Origin of the sequence: Rathayibacter sp. AY1D5 (genome assembly GCF_002932515.1) — a bacterium.
Taxonomy (GTDB): domain Bacteria; phylum Actinomycetota; class Actinomycetes; order Actinomycetales; family Microbacteriaceae; genus Rathayibacter.
The window spans coordinates 1-16,316 of the sequence record NZ_PSVU01000066.1 but is presented as its reverse complement, the minus strand read 5'-3'; the positions used below and the strand labels follow the sequence as shown (position 1 = coordinate 16,316).

The following is a 16,316-nucleotide window of genomic DNA, read 5'->3' as shown; positions in this document are numbered from 1 at the left end:
GTTGACGCGAGAGCGACCCAGGACACAACGGAGCTAGAGCCGGTCGAGGTCGATCTCCTGGTGTCCACCTGCCGAACGCTAGGGCAGCCGACGGCGCTGGACAACGAAGCCGGAATGAACAAGAGGTGGACGTGAATCCGTCCGGCGACGGACGGCCGTGCCCCTTCAAGGAGTTGCCGGTGGACTCCCGAGCGCAGCGTCGTCGTGTCTCGTTGCCCTGCGGCAGGGAACGAGGAGCGGGGAGGGGGAGGCGCCGGCTGGTGGACCGACAGGTCGGCTTCGCTTGCAGTTCCCGCAGCGGAGGATCGCCATGCTCACCGGCGGTGCCGACTCGCTGCCCGTGAGGGGAGCTCTCGCTGAGCTGGCGGATGAGCCGATCGGCGATCGGGTTCAGCCGGTGAGCCGGCGGACCTGTTCAGCGGAGAGCTGGCGGTCGGCGAAGAGCACGACTCGTGCGGTCGGGTCTGGGCTGTGCGCGTCCGGACCCTCCCATCTGAGCGCGAGGCCGAGTCGCTCGATGGTGCGGCGGGAGCGTGCGTTGCGTTCTGCGACGACCGCGGTGACGGGCAGCTCCGGTCGGAGGCGGTGGGCGAGTTCGATGCCGGCGAGGGCGACCTCCTGCGCGTAGCCCTTGCTCCAGTGGTCGGGGTGGAGGGTGAACGCCACATTCCAGGCTGCATCGGAGAGCAGAGTGCATCCACCCATTCCGATCAGATCACGGCTGTCGATGGGGGAGTCGCGCCGGCGGATCACCCAGCTGCTGAGTCCGTCCCGTGTCCACTGGGTCCTTCGATACGCGATCACGGCCCGGGTCTGATCGGCGGAGAGATGGAGGAGGAGCGGATCCTCTTCCGCGATCCGCGGATCGGTGTACAGGCGGAACAGCTCGTCCAGGTCGGTCTCGGCGGGCCGGCACAGTCGGAGCCGGTCGGTGAGCACGTCGAGGTCCCGTGGGGCACAGGCCTGTCCGTCGCTCACGCTCATGGGATGAGGTTGCCATGACCCGACCGCTCGACCAGCGTTGAGTGCGCATGTGATCCGGTCGCGCGGAGTGGCCCGTACGCGGATCGGTGGCCGGAGGTCCTCAGTTGCTGACGTGAGTCAGAGTCCGCGCGTACTCGATCATCGGATGACCACCGAGCGGATGCGGCGCGGGATCCCCGTGAGGCTCGAAGCCGGACGCCTTGTAAAGCCCTTCCGCCCGATCGTTTCCGGCGCGGACGTGCAGCTTCAGGACGAGGTAGCCGAGCTGAGAGGCGGACTGGACCGCGTCGTCGAGCAGTGTCCGGCCGAGCCCGCGCCCTGTCTCGCTCGGTGCGACGGCGAGCAGTTCGAGCAGCGCACTGTGTCGGCCCGGACCATCGCCCGTGTCGACGGTGAGAGCGAACCCGAGGGGATCCGAGCCGATGACGGCGAACCGAACGAGAGGCCGGTGGAACTTCGCTCGAGCCCTCTCGGCGACCGCGTCGTCCTGACTGCATCCGTCTCGTGCTCTGAGTGCCTCCAGCCAGAGGTCGATGCAGGGCCCGCGATCGTCAGGCGAACCGGCTCGGATCTTCATGCGCTGAGGCTATCGAGGCAGCCATCGGACATGTTCCGAATCCGAGTCGCGTCCTCGTTGTGGACGCCGGCTCGCCGGCTGACGCTGGACAGCAGCTCGCCGAGGCGTGGTCGTGTCACCGAACGAGACGTCGGGCGAAGGACCGGCACATGCTCCGAGGGGCGGGCGTGCGCGAGGAGCGATTCGTACAGTGGAGGTATGAGTGTGATGAAGGAGACGGGTACCGCGCGGCGGAGCGGACGAGGGTGGACGCGGGCTGCTTTCGTGCTGGGCGTTCTCGCCGTCGTGTCCTACGCCGTCGGATACCTGGCGGTGGCCCACCTGTGGGTGGGCGATCCCCTGGTCATCGGAGTCGCGACCACGCTGCAGTACCTTCTCCCGCTGGCCGGCGTCCTCGTCGGTCATCAGGCGCGACGACACGTCGGTCCTCGCTGGGAGTCGACGGTGGGACTCGTGCTCTCCTACCTCTTCCTGGCCTTTGCCGTGGTGCCGGACGTCATCGGCTTGGCCGGACTGCTGCTGGCACGCTGATCGATCGACGACCCGGATCATTCAGCGGTTCACGCGATTCGCCGCCGTCTGAACGATCGGCAGCTTCTTCGCACGAAGGGTGGCGGCGAGGAGCCAACCGAGGAGGGAAGCGATTCCTGCCGTGACTGCGTATTCCGTGATGAGGCCCGCGGAGGAGGGCCAGGTCGCGTTTCCCGACGCGAGTACCAGCGCGGTGGAGGCGGCGGCGCCGATCACGAGTCCCAGACCCAGGAACGCGGCCGCCCGCCCGACGCGCGGGGTGCGGCGTGTCCGCCGGTCGAGCCAGAGACTCGAGGGAAGCCATAGGAGTGCGCCCGCGACAGTGAACGCAGCTGCTGTGCCCGCGAGGATCCCTGCTGCGGACCCGCCCGATACATCCCAGCTGCCCACAGTTCGCAGCAGCGCAAGGACCGCAACGGCAGGCCACGCCAGAATGCCCCATGCCAGTTCTCGTGTTTCCATGAGCATCATGGTCCGGCACGTCGGTGAACACGCCATGAATCAGAACGTTCAGCACTCCACGATCATGTGTTCCGTAAGGGGATGGTTGAGCGGGCCATCTTCGTCGTCCGCGTGGACTCATCCCTCCACAGGACCGAGGCACGTCTCGGGGCTGAAATCGGAGGTTGCGGTGGTTGCGTCCGGGCAGAGGCCGGTGGTCCAACCGTGATCATCCGCGTAGGAGTTGTATTCGTTTGTCAGAGAGAAGACGATCCCTGCGTTCCAGGGTGCCGTGTAGGCGAAAGAGACGACGGGATCCCCTTCATCCGTGAGAGAACTCCAGGCGAGCTCCGCCTCCTCGCCCGCTGCTGCTGCCGTGTCGAGGCATGCGACCGCGTTGATGGGCACGAGCTCGGTTTGATCAAGCACGAACTCTCCGCAGGTGTCGGCAGCGTTGCCTTCCTGCACGATCAGCGGCGCGTCGCGCAACGCGCGAGCTGCCCGGATCGGATCACCCTCCGGAGCTGGTGAACCTGAGCACGCGGCGAGCATCAGTGCGCCAGCAGCAATGAGCGCCGTAGCGGCGCAATGCCGTCCCGCCATTCCCTCGCCTGTTCGTTTCACGGCGCCACCGTACTCAAGACCGCGCCTTTGTCTACTTGCAACCGGCAGGCGGGGCCGGCACCGTCCCGTATCGGGATGGTTCACCGGGCCGATCTGGTGCCCGGCCGTGGAAGACTCGTTGGGCCGACGACAGCGGAGCGTGACGCCAGTGACTTCAGTAGTGAGCCTCATCCGCTCCAACAGCCTCTCCGGCGCAGCGCAGTATGCGTACGCCGCGACAGTTCCCGCCGGCTCGCGCATGATCTTCCTCGCCGGAGATGTTGCACTGGACGCGGTAGATCCCCTGCCCCGGAGTTGCCGTCACGTCGTCCCTAGTCTTTTCCTATGAACGCATCGAGCTCATTGCCCTCTCTTGACGGTTACCGCTTCGCGGCTGTCCGCGACACAGTCGGCGGCGAAGTAGGACCTGAGACTGTCTTCGACTACCACGAAGCGGACGGCGAGGTGTGGGCCACCTACGCCGGCGGCGCAGTCCGGCGGGGATTCCTTGTCGGCACTCGAACCGGTGACACGGTGGCGTTCCGCTACTGCCAGCTCAACGAGGACGGCGAGACCTCGACGGGATCCTGCGTCTCCGAGATTGTTCTCGACCCAACCGGGCTGCTTCGAATGAAGGAGACGTGGGCCTGGGAATCAAAACCCGGTAATGGCACCAGCGAAGTCACGGAGATCATCGTCCCTCGCCTAGCATCGGTCGTCACAGAACCCCGAACCCGACCCTTTCACGAGTCGTAGAATGAGTGACAAGTTATAGGACAACACTGCTCGGCGCGCCGCGTTTGTGGAGTTGATCGCTAAGTGGCGGCGTCTCTTGATCGTTGCGTGGCGCTAGTTGCCGATGACGAGGATGCTGGCAGCGGCTTCGATGACGTCGTCGGTGATGGTTTCGAGGTCGTTGATCTTGAGCACGCGGGCTATCTGCGGAAAGAGTCGTTCGAGTAGGCGGAAGTTGCCGCGGGTGATGCGTTCGATGGAGGCGATGGCTTGGGCGTCGGTGAAGTCGTCGGGGTCGAGGGTGCGGCCGAGGCGCTTCCAGTGGCGGTCGAGGACGAAGAGGAGTTCGTCGCGACCGAGGGCGCGGTAATGGTCGGAGAAGCCGAGGCGGCTGTAGAGCTGCGGGTAGTGGCGGAAGCGTTGGTCGATGCCGGGCATGCCGATCAGAATTATGGAGAGGTGTTCGCGGTCGTGTCGGTCGCGGAGCAGCTCGAGTGCGGTGGGTGTGAGTCGTTCGGCTTCGTCGATGATGAGTAGCTCGACGAGGTGAGCCACTGGTCGTGCTTTGAAAGGCGGGTCAGGTTCGAGGGAGCGCAGATGTTCGTCGGCGCAGAGGCCGACTTTGATTTGCCAATGGTCGATGTCGTGCATGAGGTCTTTGGGTCGGCAGAGTACTTCGGGTGTGTAGAACACGGTGCGGGATCGGTTGGCGAGGGCGTAGTGCTTGGCGTCGTAATCTCCTCGCGGGCCCCATTCGTTGATGTAGGGCTCGAGAGCGTCCCAGTTCGCATAGCGGCGGGCGGAGTTGGTCTTGCCGACACCAGCATCACCGTGACAGATGCCGATGGTTCGTTCCTTGCGGACGGCGTTGGCGAACTCGGTGAAGCGTCGGTGCTCTTTGGTCACGATGAAGGCCTGGTTCATCACTCGTCCTCTTCATAGGTGCGTAGCCGGCGCCGATGGGGAACGGGCGCGACGCTGTGCGGCTCCTCCCGGACGGTGGCGGTGGGAATGCGGTCGTTGATGACGTGCCGGAGTCGTCGTCGGCGGGCGCGGCGGGCGGCTTCGATGTCGCGGAGGCTGAGTCGGAGGTTGGGGTGAGCTTCGTCGACGGCAACACAGACGAAGGTGTCGCGGTCGTAGACCCGGATCTCTGAGACGTCACGTGGGTCATATCGAATCGTGACGGTGTGCCCGACGAAGGGTGCAAGCGTCGGGGCGAGGTAGCGCTGGCCCTGGAAGTGAATGCCATCGCGCTACACGACGCGATTCTTCGGAACAGTGAGAAGAGGCCCATCGAGCTGTTCGAGGCCGTCAGGCATACGCGGGAGCCAGCTGTCAGCAACCCATGCGTCTCGCGGAGAGGCTTCGAGCTCGCGATGCGGGCGCTCGTTGTAGGTCCTGACGAAGGCGCCGATCGCCTGGTCGAGGGCCGCCAGATCAAGTACTGGGTGGGGGCTTCTGCTGCCGGGCCCGAGGTGCCCCGGGAGGGTAGCGAGGAGTTCGGTGTTGATGGTGCGGAAGAAGCGTTCGATCTTGCCGCGGCCCTGGGGTCTGCCGACGATGGAATGGATGATGCGGATGCGCAGCTCGATGGCGGTGCGCTCGAGGTGGTGGCTGGTGAAGTCGGAGCCGTGGTCGACGTGGAGAACGTCAGGTATCCCGCACATAGCCCACGTCGGGTCGGGCTTTCTCCAGATCGCCTGACGGAGAGCAAGTGCTGTGTTCATCGCGGACGGTGCCCCGGCGAAGACGATGTAGCCGCAGATCGCGCGCGAATAGTCGTCCATCACGATCGTCAGCCACGGCCGATCGGGCGCGCCCCCGGTGCCCATGATGAGGATGTCGAGTTCGGTGTGATCCGCCTGCCACATGTGGTTGGGACGTTCGGCGCGTCGGCGAAACACCAGCTCGTGCTTGTCTCGATAGGCGGCCGGTCCTTCCAACGCGAGTGTTACGAGCGCCGGGTCTAGAGCTTGCACGATTTCCCTGACGGTGGCGTAGCTCGGCGCCGACAGGCCATGATGATCTGCTTCAGCGCTTGCTAGGCGGTGCAGCGTGGTCAGCGCTGGTCGCGGCCTGCTCAAAGCCAGTCGTTCGATGAACGCCACGAGCTCAGGCGGCGTTCGACGTACACCAGCGTCCGACCGCTGGTGCGGATCGAGAGCAGTGACGCCGCTTTCTCGGTAGAGCTGATGCCAGCGCTGTAGTGTGCGGAGGCCGATGCCGATGTCTCGTGCGAGGGCGGCGAGGGGTATCTGATCTTCGACGTGAAGTCGGAGAATTCGCCACCGCTCGTCACCGTCCATGGCATTTGCTACATGGCGGTGCTCTCGCGGCCGGCGAGGGCTTGCTGGTGACGGTAGAGGGTGGCGCGACTCCAGCCAACGAGTCGTGCTGCGTCTTCGGCGGTGCGGCCCATCGCTCGAGCATCGGAGGCGATGGCGAGCTTGTCGGCGATTACTGCAGGATCGGACAGTGGGCGGCCGAAGCGTGTGCCGTTCTGCCGCGCCGCTGCGATCCCCGCATTCACCCGCTCGACGATCAGTTCGCGCTCGTACTCGGCGAGGGTGGCCAGCATGTCGAGCATCAGCCGGCCCGTCGACGTCGCCGGATCGATGCCATCAGAGATAGACCGGACGTGGATGCCGCGGTCACGCAGCAGGTTCACCGTGTTCAGGACGTCCATCAAGGAGCGGCCAAGCCGATCAACTCGCCACACGACCACGGTGTCACCGGACTCTGCATGCTCGAGGAGCTTCTTCATCCCTCGGCGCTCGATCGCGGTCTTGCTCCCGGAGGTGACATCAGCGAACACGTCGCGCTTTTGAACGCGACAGCCACCAGCGCGTCGAGCTGCAACTGCGCATCCTGACTCGATGTGCTCACGCGGGTGTATCCAAGAAGTCTCACTCGACCAGTGTGACTCACAAACCCCTCGCAGTCATGACCCTGAGACGGTTTCTGTTGAGACGCATTTTCGAGACATCTGCGACCTCGGAATCGCGCGGAGCCGACACCGCGACAGCGATGCCGACCGGGCGTCTCAGAAAGCTGTTGTTTTCCGAGATGCAGTTGATGTTGCAGGTACGGTGTCTCCGTGCCGAATAGTTTCGCTCCCGTGGACCCCGTCGCGCTCGCGCAGTCTTTGATCCGATGTGCTTCGGTCACCCCGAGCGACGACGGAGCCCTCGATGTCGTGGCAGGCGTACTTGAGAGCCTTGGCTTCATCGTTCATCGGCTGGACTTCGATGGCACCCCGAATCTCTACGCCCGCCGAGGAATCGACGGACCGCACCTGTGCTTCGCCGGTCACACCGATGTCGTTCCCCCAGGCTCTAACGAGTGGAGCTCCGACCCCTTCGATGCGACACTCCGCGACGGGACGATCATCGGTCGAGGTGCCAGCGATATGAAGGGCGCCATCGCCGCTTTCCTCGCAGCGGTCTCGCAGACGCAGCCCGAAGTGCTCGACCTTGGGTCGGTCAGCCTCCTGATCACCGGAGACGAAGAGGGGCCGGCCACGGGTGGCACCGTGCGTGTGCTCGAGTGGCTCGCCGATCGCGGCGACATGCCGGACTTCACCCTTGTCGGCGAAGCGACGAACCCGGAGCGGATCGGCGACGTGATCAAGATCGGACGGCGCGGAAGCCTTAACGCCAACCTGACGGTGCGCGGGTTCCAGGGGCACGTTGCCTACCCCCACCTCGTCGACAACCCGGTGCACCGCCTCATCCGCGTTCTCAACCGACTCGCCACAACACCACTCGACGAGGGGTCCGAGTGCTTCGAGCCGTCGAGTCTCCAGATCACCACGATCGACGTCGGCAATGCGGCGAACAACATGGTGCCCGCCGAAGCAACCGCGCATCTGAACATTCGCTTTAACGACCTTCATTCAGCCGAGAGCCTCGAGGGCTTGATCCGCCGGGCGGCAGAAGAGTTCGCAACCGACTTCACCCTCTTAGTCGAGGTAAGTGGCGACCCCTTCATCACTGCTGGATCGAGCCACGTCGCGCTGTTATCCGAGGCGGTAACATCCGTGACCGGGCGAACTCCCTCGTTGGATACCGGCGGAGGAACTTCCGATGCGCGATTCATCGCCCACTATGGCGAGGTCGCCGAATTCGGCCTCATCAGCAGCACAATCCATCAGATCGACGAACACGTCGTGGTAAGCGATCTGCAGCAGCTCACAGTGATTTACCGCACGTTTCTCGCGAAATTCCTGACTCGCTGAAATCCTCGGTGATCCGACGCACGCGTAGCGCGACGTCAAGGAGCGATCAAAGACTGCCGCCACAAAGCGATCAACTCCACACCCATGTGCTCATTGCTTCATTTACTCATTTGAGTTGCGGTCGGCGCCGTGCCGAAGGGGTGGTTGCACTCAGTCTACGGACGGGGCCGCCCCCGCCCTCCGATCCATTGAAGGATGCCGATCGTGACGACCGAAACCACGGCGACCAGAAGGAGGAAGGGAAGGGCACCTAGAACCAGGAACAGCACGAAGCTGTCTCCACCCTCGAGCCCGTCCATGACCGCAGCCGCGACTCTAGAAGAGTCAGGACGCCGGCGTGAGCGGCCCGGTCGTGAAGTCACTCCGACCGTCCCCGCCACAGACCTGGAAATCGGAGGGCGTGTCGATTCCCGGTCCGGCGCCGTCCGAGGTGACGAGCACCCGGACAGTCGTCGCGGTCGTCGGCGTGCAGTCGTATGCGCCGACCGCCGAGAGCTGGCCCTCCGCCTGCGCCGACTCACCCGGAGCGAGAGCCCCCGGGAACGCTTCCGCACCCGACGTGCCGGCGGTGGCGAGCTGCGTCCCATCGGCACCGAGCATCAGAACGCCCGGCCACCCGAAGTACGAGCACGCCTGATCCGAGGCGTTCGTGAGCACGATCGCGAACCCTTCCTGGCCCGCCCCGGAAAGCTCGGGCCGGTCCTCCACCGTGACCGTGAGCTGCGTGTCCCGGCACGGGTCCGCCGGCCACACCGGACCAGCCGCCGCCGCACCCGCAGTCGCGGTCGCCGCCGGAGTAGCGGGGGCGGACGACGGGGCGGCGGTCGCGGTCGACGCCGGCGCGGCGGCCGACGTCGATGCCGGAGCCCCCGCCGTCGAACCGGCGCAACCGACGAGCGCGAACACCGGAACGGCGAGCAGCAGGGCGAGAGTCGAGTGGGAGGTCCGAGTCGTCGTCATCCGGCGAATCTACCTTTGACTGCTCACTCCCAGTGCGAGACGACGGGCGGCGGGACTTCCCGCTCGTGGTTGAGCACTCGAAAAGCGATCGCGAGGACGACGCAGACGCCGGCACCGATCAATGCGGCAGCGCCAGCCACCGTCATCCACAGCGGTTGGACAGCCGAACCGTCCACGCACAGCGGATTCCACAGGAAGCTCTCGGAGCTGGAGTAGCTTCCACGAACCTCGCACGCCTCTGCCGGATCCCACATGTAGAGAGAGGACATCAACCCGAGAGCGGCGGCGAAAACTGTGAAGATCACGGCGAAAACGAGGGGGATCGCGTGATCCGGCCGAGGAGACTGTCTAACGCTCATCGGGAGGGTGCCCCCCCCGGAGTTGCCATCTCTCACCACTCATCGCCCAGCTTGCGGAGCCCGTTGTCCTCCGGCAGGGTTTGGCGCGAGTAGTCGTGCAGAACGTCGGGCGACGCAATTTCCTGTCCGTCACGTTCAACTTGACGGCTGGCCGCAATGACGACGCATGTCACGGCCACGATCAACGCCGCAGCAGTCGACAACGTCATCCATATCGGCTGAACGGTTGAACCATCTGAGCACAGCGGGTTCCAGAGGAACCCCTCTCCCGTCAGGCTGCCTCCGCCGCGGGTCCTGCACGTCTCGCTCGGGTCCCACATGTAAATGGAGGCTACGGCTCCCAGGGCGGCTGCAAGACCGCCGAAGACCAAGGCGAGAACGATGGGCGTCGCTGCACTCGGTTGCGGGGGCTCTCCAACGTTCATCGGGACATCATGCACTGCACTCCGAAGGATTGATCAAGAGCCGGAACGCCAGGCCCGGTATCGAGTACCCGCGGGGGGAGGTCATCGCGCCGCGACAGTGAGGTTCAGCTCTTCACCGACGCGCAGAATCTCGTCCGAAGGGAAGCGGAACGGGTTGAGGTAGAACAGGTCATCGGCCGTCATGCCGAATCGTGCCGCGACGTCCTCCGCGAGGTCGTTGCGAGCGACCGTGTACGACGTCGGCATTCCGTCCGTCGATGTCGTTTCGCCACGCGCTGCTGCACGCGGCCCGGCGTCCTGGGCGACGAGATCACTGCGTTGAGGCTTCACGCTCCATTGGACGTCAGCGACAGCAATGATCCTCATCGAGCAGTCGGGGTCGTTCTGGGGCTTGGTGGTGATGACGAGCTGATCGATCGCTGTCGGGTCGCCGTGGAACTCTGCGAGGTTCCGCCAGGCCTTGTAGGGCTTCCCTGGCTCCGCATCCGCGAGACCCATTGGGAAAGCAATGTCGAAACAGGTGGCGCCCTCATCGATCGGGTCCAGCGCTGCCATGACCGCAACGGAACCTGAGGAAGATGCGGTCGCGGCGGGAATGTCGAGCTCGTCTGATGCCAGAGCCAGCCGGCCATCAGCCGCACTCAAACGGATGCTGCCGGCCGTCCCATCGCTCCCCGTGAACGTTGCCACGCCAAGGTCACCGGTCAGTGCGGCGTCGGAGCTGCTGTCTGTGGACACCGGAGGCGGAGCCGGCGGTTCAGGCTGTGGCGTGCATCCCGTGACGACGATCAGGCATGCTGCGATCGCGACCGTTTTTCGCGCCTTCGAGAATGTCCCCACTGGCTCAGGGTAAGCGACGTCCTCGCTCTTCCCTTGGTCGTGCGGTTGGGGCGACTGGATGGAGTGGTCGCGGTTCCCTCCGCTGAGGCCAGCTAGGGGCTACAGCGCCTTGCTAGGGTCCGGACTTATGGATGAGCCCCGAAAGCGCGGACACCCGCTCGTCGTCGCGGGAGCGACGATCGCGGCTGCAGCCGTCCTCTGCGCTTTCGTGTACTACGCCGATCTGGCCGTCTTCCGGACCGAGGGGGACGTGCCGGCGGCCTCGGCCATCGACTTTCCGGCCGGAAGCGAGCTCGTCAGCGAGACCGTCGAGTGCGCCTCCGGTGGATGCTGGCGGCTGTTCTCGGTGCGCCCGCCCGACGCGATGACTCCCGAGCAGCTGTCGAGCGAGCTCGGAACGACGCCGCAAGCGCGCATCGCAGGAACGCTTTGGGACCCGCGCACCATCACGGTCAGTTCCGCCATCGAGGGACCTCTCCTGAAGGTGCGGGCCGATTACTGGTCCCAAGAGTTCATCCCCTAACCACGCGCGCGAAGCGCGGTGCACCGCCGGCGTGACACGGACCAAGGAACGGGCGCTGCATCCGTTCCGTATGGGGATGGTTGGCCGGGCGCCTAGACGTCTGCGGACAGCGGTATCGTCCCGCGAAGCCTGTGGCGGTGAAGCTCGCACCGTCGATCATTACTCCGACGTTCGGGCCGGAGGACATCAGCGCGGGATGTTCCTACTGCGCTCGGAACTGGCGCTGGTCGCTGCAGTAGCAGTGATGGCCGCGAGCGGCTGTCCTGCGGAACGCTGCCGCCCGCGCCCGCGCGCGGCGCATCCCGCGCGCCGGGCTGGTGCGGGGAACGGCCCTCCCGCAGACGCCAACTTGCAGCTCGCTGCCACGAACACTGTCCCACTGATGATCTTCGAAGGGCATGTGTGTCCCGCTGCCAAGCCCGGGTGTCGGCAACACCCAGGGTTGTATTGCCGAGCTATGCGGAGTAGATCTAGACGTGCACGACGACCGCTCACAAGGGGTGAGCGCGGGGACTTGGATGAAGGTCGTAATAGTCATGCACACCTCACGAAATCGGTCCGCTGGCAAAATCGCCACGGTGTTCGTTGCGCTCGTCCTGGGTACGGTTGTCGCACCTGCCGCTCAGGCTGACGTACCAGGACTGAACACTCATTCCTGCGACGGACAGACGTACGACCACTCGCTCGGCAGCTACAGCAACGACCAGGGGGACTTGCCGCTGCGTTGCGGAAATTCCCGGTTCGGACTGAATCACATCATCGCTCGCGGCCACTTTGACGCGGACACCAACTTCGGTATTCAGCAGACACTCAGCTACGGCCTCTACGCACCCGGGAGCTCAGGCTCTAAGACGCTCTACGACGCAAACTGCACACCCGTCTACTTCGTTCTCTTCGGATATAACGCCTACAACGGCTCCGATCCCCTCGCTAACCCCATCGGCATCGTCAACGCCTACAAAATCGACAGCACCATAAACACCCGATCTACCAGCATCACCACCGCCGCACCCATCATCCAACCGCCCTACGGGACCGGATGCCCCGTCTACACCCCGATCGAGAACGATTGACCGACACCCGCGACCTCGCCGACGTCGTGGGGTGGATGCGCCGCCACTACCCCACCCCGTACGACGTCATCGCGGCTACCGCAACCCACAGCTCAAACGGATGGAGCGTTGACACAACCATTCGAGCTACACCCACCTCCACTGACGAGGTAGTGAATCTCGACCAGTGGGACCCTGCCGCAATCGATTCCCTGACCACCGGAGGCGACCTTGCAGTCGAAGCCTTCGCGCTAATCTTGCACGCCAACCTCATCGAATGGTGGGATACGGAACGACCGAAAACGTCGACGCGATACTGAACCACTAAACAATGTGACGAATCAAGCATAAGATCCGAGCAGACACCCCCTGCGAGGCGACGGACGGAAAGCAGCTGATTGCTCCGTTGAGCGGCTCTTCACCGGCACGCCGACAGCATCACGGGCCGCCGACCGACTCGACCCTTCCCTCGGCAGCTCCCAGAACCGCGCCACCCCGGGCACGCTGCTTCAACTTCGATCCCATCGCCAACACTCCGACTCACGGTGGTATTGCAACGACCGGCTGAACCCAAGTCCCCCTAGCGGACACCTCCGGAGTAGATGAGGACAGCCGCTCCGGCGTCGAGGAGCCTCTCCGGCCCCTGTTCGATGCGCGAGGATTTGGACATGCGTACCGATAGGGAATCGCTCTCCGCGTCGAGCGGGAGCCTCGCGCCCGCAGCGCGAGGCTCCTCTGACCCGGCCCGGCTCGAACGGGCTGCCACCCTCACCGTGCTGCGGGCAGGACACCCCCTTACTGGATTAGGGGTGCCTTGGGCGGGCGCATTCGACGGTAGTGCGGCGCGAGCCTCGGAGGGCTAGTGCGTCGATGCGTCCGGCGTCCGATGAGGGGTCGTCATCCGGCCGCCCAGGATGGCCGCGCATGAGACAGGAATCTCGCGGCGCTGTTTGTCGCAATAGACCCGCCCGATGAGATGCCCGATGGTGGGGCGTCAACTGACACACTGAGCGCACGGTCGCTCGTGGGATACGCCGCGTCTCAACCGACAAGCAGGATGCGACCGCTTAGCGCGACGCGCTCCGGGCGGCCGGCGTCCCATCCGATCGGATCTACGTCGACTTGGGTCTGACCGGCCGGAACCGGGAGCGTCCCGCGCTACGAGAGGCGCTGGCTGCGTGCAACGCCGGATCGACTCTGCTCGTGACGAAGCTCGACCGGCTCGCGCGGTCCATCACAGACCGTCGCGACATCGTTGATGAGCTGACCCGCCGCGGGGTGAAGCTCAGCATCGGGGGATCGGTCCACGATCCGGAGGATCCGATCTGCTGGCTGCTGTTCGACGTGCTCGCGATGGTCGCGGAGTTCGAGGGGGATCTGATTCGTGCCCGCACTCGTGAGGGGATGAAGATCGCGAAGGCCAAGGGGCGTCTGCGTGGCCGTCAGCCGAAGCTGTCGCCGAAGATCGAGGCGCATCTGGTCGCAGAGCATCGTGCCGGGAACTGCACCGTCGCCGAGTTCGCGGCGGAGTTCAAGGTCGCGCGGTCGACGGTCTATCGGGCGGTGCAGCGGGCTGATGCGCGCGCCGCTGGCGCTGTCGCCCTGGCGCCGCCGACGGAGGGCGCATGATGTCGGGGGCGGAGAGGGTACCTGCGCTGGTGCCGGAGAGGGTGGAAGTGCTGCCCGGTTGGTCTGCGCTTACACGTGTTCTCAGCACCGGGTGGGGATCTCTCGCCCAGGCGATCGCCTGTATCTGGCTCTTCGTCGGGTTCGCGGTCCTTCCTCCGGGATCGCGTCTGCCCCTTTTCGTGCCGCTGGTGCTGTTCTTCGCCGCTCTCGCTTGGTCAATGATCTTTCTCGCGATCGGCACGTCCAGGGTCACCGGTGAGAAGGAAGCCGGTTACACGACCCTGGGGCTCGGGCGCATCACGGTTCCTGCGGTTGATGCGAGAACGGGCGTCGTCCTGCGGGCGGCAGGCGAGCCGCACTGCCGACTCGTCGGCCGGGTCCGGCACTCCACCGCCGACGCGTCCGCCGCTCAGTCGAACCGCGCGCCCTCCGGCCGCGGCGGCAGCACGAACAGGATCAGCAGGAACACGTAGCCGGCGATCGGCACGAGGATCGCGAGGATCCACAGCCCGCTGCGGTTCACGTCGTGCAGTCGCCGCCAGATCAGCGAGAGCGACGGGAGGAACGTCGCCAGCGCGATGGCGCCCGCGGCGAGCGACACCCAGAAGGTCTGGAACGGCGCGCCGCTCGGGTACGGGGTCAGCGTGAAGTCGAGGCGCCACGGGCCGCCGTCAGCCAGCTGCAGGAGCGCGGTGAGGACGCTGCCGAGGAGGATGATCCACCAGTACTCGGCCCGGCTCGCCCTCCCGCGGAAGCGGAGGTAGTTGCCGAAGAAGCGGCGGAGCGCCGCCATCGGCGGAGCCCCGTAGTAGGGGAGGGTCAGCGGCGGCTCGGGGGTGCTCGGGCTCATCGGGTTCCGTCTCTCATCCCTCGACCGTATCCCCTGCTCCCCGGGGCGCCGCGTCGTCCGTGCGGACGACATCCCGGTGTTCGCCTCGGCGGAACGGCGCCGTGTTCAGGACGCAGGAGGCCGCCGTGACCGCGACTGAGGAAGGCTGCCGTGCTCACGACCGAAGAAGGCTGCCGTGCTCACAGCGCAGGAACACCGCCGTGTTCACGAAGCTGGAGGCCGTTGTGAACACGATCAGCGGGTAGGAACCGCCTCCGCCCGCACCGCCGCCGTCGCCCGGGCGTCGACGATCAGGCTGACGACGAGCCCCACCGCGACGATGACGATCGCGACCCACGGCAGCACGTCGAGCCCGCTCGCGTCGATCGCCAGTCCGCCGACGACCGCGCCGCCGCCGATGCCGATGTTGAACGCCGTCGTCTGGAGCGCCGCGGCGAGGCTCCGCAGCTGGAAGGAGGAGGTGCGCAGCATCCGGGTCTGCAGCATCGCCGGGATGCCGCCGAACGCGATGTTCCAGATCACCGCGGCGACGACCACGGCCGTGGCGGCGCCGGTGCCCGCGGCGACGGCCAGGCCCGCGAGCGCCAGCACGACCGCGATCGCGGCGACCACGAAGCCCGAGCGGGGGAACCGGTCGGTCGCGAAGCCGGCCAGGACGAGTCCGACCGCCCCTGCGCCGCCGAACGCGAAGAGCACGAGCGGCACCGTGTCGGGGGCGAAGGAGGCGTTCTCGAGCCAGGGCGTGATGTAGGTCGAGAGGGTGTTCTGGCCGATCAGCACCAGCAGGATGACGACGCAGACGCCGATGATGCGGGGGAGCGTCCGGTCCTTCCGCGCCGGCAGGCGGATCTCGCCGGTCCGCAGCGGGATGTGGTGGTCGACCGCGGGCAGGAACTTCACCACGATCAGCGCGAGCACGAGCACGACGCCGCCGAGGATCGCGAAGGTGGGCCGCCAGCCGAACGCGTGCCCGAGCGCCGTGCCCAGGGGGACGCCGAGGACGAAGGCCGCGGATCCGCCGCCCGCCGTGATCGCGGTCGCGCGGCCGAGCTGCTCCGGAGCGACGAGGTGCGCGGAGTAGGCGGCGACGATCGCCCAGAAGAGGCCGTGGGCGAGCCCGCCGAGGATGCGCGCGCCGATGAGCAGCCCGAAGGTGGGGGCGAGCGCGGCGAGGACGTTGGCGACCGCGATGGTGCACAGCGCCACGAGGAGGAGGCTCTTGCGCGAGAAGCGCTGGGTCACCAGGGTCAGCGGAGTCGTCGCGACGACGACGGTCGCGGCGAAGATCGTGACGAGCTGGCCGGTGAGCGAGATGCTCACCCCGAGGTCGCGCGACATGTCGGGGATGAGCCCGGTCGGGAGGAACTCGCTCGTCACGGAGACGAAGACGGCGCCGGCGAGCGTGAGCAGGCCGATCCAGGGGAAGGCGGGGGCTTTCGCGGTGTCCTGAGGGTTCACGGTGTCCTGAGGTCGGGGGCGGGCTTGTGCGCCTCCGCCGACGCCGTGTTGATGATGGTGGCGCCCGCGGGCAGGTGCGGGAGGGCCGCGCGGATGATCCGGAACGGAG

Annotated in this window: 16 protein-coding genes and 3 pseudogenes; 6 read left to right on the top strand and 13 right to left on the bottom strand. The window is 66.0% G+C overall.

Annotation, left to right across the window (positions count from 1 at the left end):
- Positions 1–390 precede the first annotated feature (390 nt).
- Both C5C82_RS15625 and C5C82_RS15620 read right to left on the bottom strand, forming a co-directional pair.
- Positions 391–984: a GNAT family N-acetyltransferase gene (locus C5C82_RS15625; RefSeq protein WP_104234066.1), complete on the bottom strand. Its 594-nt coding sequence runs from the start codon at positions 982–984 to the stop codon at positions 391–393.
- A gap of 100 nt (positions 985–1,084) precedes the next feature.
- Positions 1,085–1,561: a GNAT family N-acetyltransferase gene (locus C5C82_RS15620; protein WP_104223376.1), complete on the bottom strand. Its 477-nt coding sequence runs from the start codon at positions 1,559–1,561 to the stop codon at positions 1,085–1,087.
- 198 nt (positions 1,562–1,759) lie between these two features.
- Between C5C82_RS15620 and C5C82_RS15615 the strand changes: the two genes are divergently transcribed.
- On the top strand, positions 1,760–2,092 hold the full coding sequence (locus C5C82_RS15615; RefSeq protein WP_104234065.1) for a hypothetical protein: 333 nt from the start codon (positions 1,760–1,762) through the stop codon (positions 2,090–2,092).
- A 21-nt stretch (positions 2,093–2,113) separates the two neighbouring features.
- Here the strand turns inward: C5C82_RS15615 and C5C82_RS17370 are convergent, their stop codons facing one another.
- Positions 2,114–2,554 carry a hypothetical protein gene (locus tag C5C82_RS17370; protein WP_146080946.1) on the bottom strand — a complete coding sequence of 147 codons (441 nt, stop codon included), beginning with the start codon at positions 2,552–2,554 and terminating at the stop codon, positions 2,114–2,116.
- A 117-nt stretch (positions 2,555–2,671) separates the two neighbouring features.
- Positions 2,672–3,157 carry a hypothetical protein gene (locus C5C82_RS15610; RefSeq protein ID WP_146086013.1) on the bottom strand — a complete coding sequence of 162 codons (486 nt, stop codon included), beginning with the start codon at positions 3,155–3,157 and terminating at the stop codon, positions 2,672–2,674.
- A 324-nt stretch (positions 3,158–3,481) separates the two neighbouring features.
- Here C5C82_RS15610 and C5C82_RS15600 point away from each other — a divergent pair, with 324 nt between their 5' ends.
- Positions 3,482–3,892 carry a hypothetical protein gene (locus tag C5C82_RS15600; RefSeq protein ID WP_104223373.1) on the top strand — a complete coding sequence of 137 codons (411 nt, stop codon included), beginning with the start codon at positions 3,482–3,484 and terminating at the stop codon, positions 3,890–3,892.
- Between the two features lie 93 nt (positions 3,893–3,985).
- Here the strand turns inward: C5C82_RS15600 and C5C82_RS15595 are convergent, their stop codons facing one another.
- The 3 genes and pseudogenes from C5C82_RS15595 to C5C82_RS15585 form a co-directional block, all read right to left on the bottom strand.
- Entirely contained in the window at positions 3,986–4,795 is an 810-nt protein-coding gene (locus C5C82_RS15595; RefSeq protein ID WP_104355326.1) for an AAA family ATPase, read from the bottom strand.
- Positions 4,795–6,180, bottom strand: a pseudogene (locus tag C5C82_RS15590) (Mu transposase C-terminal domain-containing protein). The gene C5C82_RS15595 and the pseudogene C5C82_RS15590 overlap by 1 nt, the downstream one beginning before the upstream one ends.
- Before the next feature lie 8 nt (positions 6,181–6,188).
- Positions 6,189–6,784 (bottom strand): annotated as a pseudogene (locus C5C82_RS15585) (recombinase family protein).
- Positions 6,785–6,992: 208 nt separating this feature from the next.
- Here C5C82_RS15585 and dapE point away from each other — a divergent pair.
- Entirely contained in the window at positions 6,993–8,111 is a 1,119-nt protein-coding gene (gene dapE / locus C5C82_RS15580) for a succinyl-diaminopimelate desuccinylase (RefSeq protein WP_219813010.1), read from the top strand.
- A 324-nt stretch (positions 8,112–8,435) separates the two neighbouring features.
- Here the strand turns inward: dapE and C5C82_RS15575 are convergent, their stop codons facing one another.
- The 4 genes from C5C82_RS15575 to C5C82_RS15560 form a co-directional block, all read right to left on the bottom strand.
- Positions 8,436–9,017, bottom strand: coding sequence for a DUF4232 domain-containing protein (locus tag C5C82_RS15575; protein ID WP_181134461.1), 582 nt, complete (start codon positions 9,015–9,017; stop codon positions 8,436–8,438).
- Between the two features lie 77 nt (positions 9,018–9,094).
- Positions 9,095–9,376, bottom strand: a complete 282-nt coding sequence (locus tag C5C82_RS15570) for a hypothetical protein (RefSeq protein WP_104223367.1) — start codon at positions 9,374–9,376, stop codon at positions 9,095–9,097.
- Between the two features lie 86 nt (positions 9,377–9,462).
- Entirely contained in the window at positions 9,463–9,639 is a 177-nt protein-coding gene (locus C5C82_RS17885; protein WP_181027276.1) for a hypothetical protein, read from the bottom strand.
- Between the two features lie 297 nt (positions 9,640–9,936).
- The gene (locus C5C82_RS15560; protein WP_146080944.1) at positions 9,937–10,695 is read right to left on the bottom strand and encodes a LysM domain-containing protein; all 759 of its coding nucleotides are present in this window, start codon (positions 10,693–10,695) and stop codon (positions 9,937–9,939) included.
- Between the two features lie 127 nt (positions 10,696–10,822).
- On the opposite strand from C5C82_RS15560, the gene C5C82_RS15555 reads away from it, so the two are divergent.
- From C5C82_RS15555 to C5C82_RS15545, 3 genes and pseudogenes are all read left to right on the top strand, one after another.
- On the top strand, positions 10,823–11,218 hold the full coding sequence (locus C5C82_RS15555) for a hypothetical protein (RefSeq protein ID WP_104234057.1): 396 nt from the start codon (positions 10,823–10,825) through the stop codon (positions 11,216–11,218).
- A 476-nt stretch (positions 11,219–11,694) separates the two neighbouring features.
- A complete protein-coding gene (locus C5C82_RS15550; protein WP_146086012.1) occupies positions 11,695–12,291 on the top strand; it encodes a hypothetical protein in 597 nt (198 codons plus the stop codon).
- A gap of 1,008 nt (positions 12,292–13,299) precedes the next feature.
- A pseudogene (locus C5C82_RS15545) lies at positions 13,300–13,899 on the top strand (recombinase family protein).
- A 409-nt stretch (positions 13,900–14,308) separates the two neighbouring features.
- On the opposite strand, the gene C5C82_RS15535 reads toward C5C82_RS15545, so the two are convergent.
- On the bottom strand, positions 14,309–14,749 hold the full coding sequence (locus C5C82_RS15535) for a DUF805 domain-containing protein (RefSeq protein ID WP_181068431.1): 441 nt from the start codon (positions 14,747–14,749) through the stop codon (positions 14,309–14,311).
- A 234-nt stretch (positions 14,750–14,983) separates the two neighbouring features.
- Positions 14,984–16,207, bottom strand: a complete 1,224-nt coding sequence (locus tag C5C82_RS15530) for an MFS transporter (RefSeq protein ID WP_104226411.1) — start codon at positions 16,205–16,207, stop codon at positions 14,984–14,986.
- Positions 16,208–16,316: the final 109 nt, after the last annotated feature.